Here is a 3,317-nt window from a genome sequence, read left to right on the forward strand (position 1 = left end):
CAGGTCTTAAAGGGTTATCTGTTGGTGATGCACAAGTATCTCATAAGCATGCTGGTTTTGTTATCAATACTGGCAATGCTAAAGCTAAAGATGTACTTGATCTTATTAAAGAAGTACAAAAACGCGTATATGATCAACATGGTGTACATCTGGAGCCAGAAGTACGTATGATTGGTGAAGACTAACTAAATAGAAATATAAAAAGTTCAATTTTCTGTAGAAAGTTGAACTTTTTATAGCTTTAATGAAATATTCATATTAAAATAATAATTAAATGATGTCGAAGATAGAAGATGAATGATATTTTTTAATAAAAGGGTTGTAAAATATGGCTGGAATGATAGCATTAAATAAAATTTTTACAAAAAATAATATACTTAAAGCCATGAATGATGACTCTAAACTGAAATTTTATGCTAAATCATTAAGATCTACGCATTATGATATATTTGAATATTTGTATAATGAGTTAGTTAAAAACTATCGTAGTGAATATGTATATAAGAATACATTATTTAATAAGTTATTGTTAGGTAAGCATAATTTAAATACAACATCGGCACTTGTAGAGCTCCCGGTAGGTAAGTCGATTGCAGATTTTGTACTTTTAAATGGAACAGCTACTGTATATGAAATTAAGACTGAATTAGATTCTTTAGATCGCTTAGAAACTCAAGTTAATAATTATTATAAAGCATTTGATTTAGTATATGTTGTGATATCTGAGAATCATTTGAATTCTGTAATGTCTATTTTGGAGTCTACTTCTGTAGGAATTATTGTACTAACATCTCGAATGACATTATCTATAAAAAGAGAGGCTATACGATATACCGATAGACTTGATAAAAATATATGGTTTTCTATGTTGCGTAAATATGAATTTGAAGAGATCTTAAATGCCTACTATGGTTTTTTGCCTGAAACAAACGATTTTGAATACTATAATGCTTGCAGGGATTTATTTTTAAAAATAGATTATAATTTGCTCTACAAGAAGTTTTTGTTTTGCTTAAAAAATAGAAATTTTAAAAAATATTCTAATGAGCAAATTGAGTGTTTACCAAAATCTTTAAGATCTCTAATTTATTTTTCTAAATTTAGTAAGTCTGATTATTCTAAGTTAATTTCTTTTCTTAATAATTGAGGGAGGTTCATATGTATTTACCTATATTTCGAGGTCGGCAATATGAATTACTTGCACTAGAAGAAGAAGTTCAAAACAATTTATTTGCTGCTTCACTTGAAAGAGAGAATCAAATAATACCTATTGTGGAACCTATTAATTTGACTACTCGTTTAAGTAGAACAATAAATGCCTTTATTGAGCAGCATAGTTACATAGGGATAATTTTTAACCCTAAAAGAGAGTTAACAGACGTTACAGCAGAAGAGATAACAGCCTTTTTAAGTTCAATAGAGGGAAATACTGATTATGTATTACCTGTTATATATATAGATGATAATTGTAATGGCACTTTTTCAACTATAGTTAATGCTGGGTACCAGGTAGAACGATGTATTTCTATTTGCTTAGAACAGTCTCGTATTTCTCAAGCTTTAGAATTTCATAATAATATTGATCAGTTTTTATATACATTAGTTGGTGAGAGTCGTGACTTCACTCGCATGTTAGCGGGCACTGTTGGTTCTTTAGTTTTGTGTAATGATAGATTTAATAAATTACAACGAAATTCTGATTATGCACATAATATTAATGAATTCTTTTCTTCTGACCATCTATATTTTAGTCAAGATCATTTTACCGGATATTCAGATTATTCTATAGTAGGTAATGATTTTATGATGGGGGGATTTGCACCTAGAGCCGTAGCAATTCATATAATATATATGAATTCACAATCTCGAGAATTATATATTAGGCACTTTGTATCTGATTCTAATTCTGATATAACAAATCCCGCTGGAAAGTTTAGTGAAGCTTTATACAAATTAATTGATTGGGCGAATTCTGAGGATATCGATACGCCTGCATTATGTCAATTTAGACAGTTGCAAAGTGAAGGTCGATATCCTGGGTTGGGAACTATAAAAAAATTGTCAATTCAACAACATCTAGAGGTAGTATATCGATATTTTCAATCATTACAAGGGTGATAGATATGAAAATTTGTGAGAATTGTTTTAATGATGAGGAATTGAAAGCTGTCTTAAAAAGGTCTAATAATAATGAACCTCTTGACTGCTGTCCTAATTGTGGTAGTCGTTCAGTATTATATGATACTGAGGAATCTACAGCAATAAAATTTATAAAAGAACTTTTTGAAGCATTTCTAGATAGCTATAAAATACATGATGCTGGTGAGTTGTTGATTGATGAATTACAGTCTGTTTGGAAAATCTTTAATCCTCAGTTAGATAACAATAAGATAATGTCATTAATAGAATCTATTTGTAAAGAGTATTTCAATGGACATCAAGATTTATTAAATCAAAAAATAGTACTAATAAAGAAATTAGACTCTGAATATGTTAAACAACATAGTATTTTAAAAAATATGAGTTGGTCTGAATTTAGAAAACAATTGAAGGAAGAAAATCGCTACCATCCTAGTAATATAAATATAGATGTATTAAAATCTTTATTTTCATATATTGAAAGTGATTATGAACCTAATAGTTTATCTTTATATCGGGCTAGAAAAAGTCATAATGGTGAGACGATTGATAAAAGAAATATGGGAGCACCTAAGCCTGGAAAAAGTGGTGAAGGTCGAATAAATGCAAAGGGAGTTGCCTGCCTATACTTAGCAACGGATGAGAAAACCTGTATTAAAGAGATTCGTGCTGGTGTATTTGACGTAGTATGTATAGGTAAATTTGAACTAAATAGTCCAATTAAATTGGTTAATTTATCTAAGATTAATAAAATTAGCCCTTTTAAGGTCCCATATGGTAATAATGCTGCTTTTGATATTGCGGAGATAGATATTAATAGAAGCTTTTTAGAGGAAATTAGTGAAAATATAAGAACTCCACAGGCAAGTAGTGACGATCCATTAGATTACATAGCTACTCAGTATATTTCAGATTATATAAAAAGTATCACAGATAATAATAATTTAAAAATTTACGATGGAATTGAGTTTGCTAGTACACATAGTCAAACTGAAAGAAATATTGTATTGTTTGAAACTTCTTTAGATTCTTGTAAATGTGAGTGTATTAATGTTGTAAAGTACTATATTAGTTCAGTTGAGTATCATCGTGAAATACGTGTATAAGAATCTTCCATGACTGTTTTGACTTTTTTCTATAGACTACGTTATAATTAAGTGTTGCCAATTTTGGGAATA

The 3,317-nt window shown here is 29.1% G+C and carries 3 protein-coding genes and 1 pseudogene; all 4 read left to right on the forward strand.

What is annotated here, in order from left to right:
- Positions 1-185: pseudogene (locus tag RWS90_RS07715) on the forward strand (UDP-N-acetylenolpyruvoylglucosamine reductase); the annotation flags it as partial.
- A 143-nt stretch (positions 186-328) separates the two neighbouring features.
- Complete coding sequence (locus RWS90_RS07720; RefSeq protein ID WP_314550214.1) at positions 329-1,147, forward strand: sce7726 family protein; 819 nt, start codon at positions 329-331, stop codon at positions 1,145-1,147.
- Positions 1,148-1,158: 11 nt separating this feature from the next.
- Positions 1,159-2,118, forward strand: a complete 960-nt coding sequence (locus RWS90_RS07725) for a sce7725 family protein (protein WP_314550216.1) — start codon at positions 1,159-1,161, stop codon at positions 2,116-2,118.
- A gap of 5 nt (positions 2,119-2,123) precedes the next feature.
- The gene (locus RWS90_RS07730) at positions 2,124-3,245 is read left to right on the forward strand and encodes an RES family NAD+ phosphorylase (RefSeq protein ID WP_314550218.1); all 1,122 of its coding nucleotides are present in this window, start codon (positions 2,124-2,126) and stop codon (positions 3,243-3,245) included.
- The last annotated feature ends 72 nt before the right edge of the window (positions 3,246-3,317 follow it).

It is taken from the genome of uncultured Gemella sp., from assembly GCF_963529685.1.
Classification (GTDB): domain Bacteria; phylum Bacillota; class Bacilli; order Staphylococcales; family Gemellaceae; genus Gemella.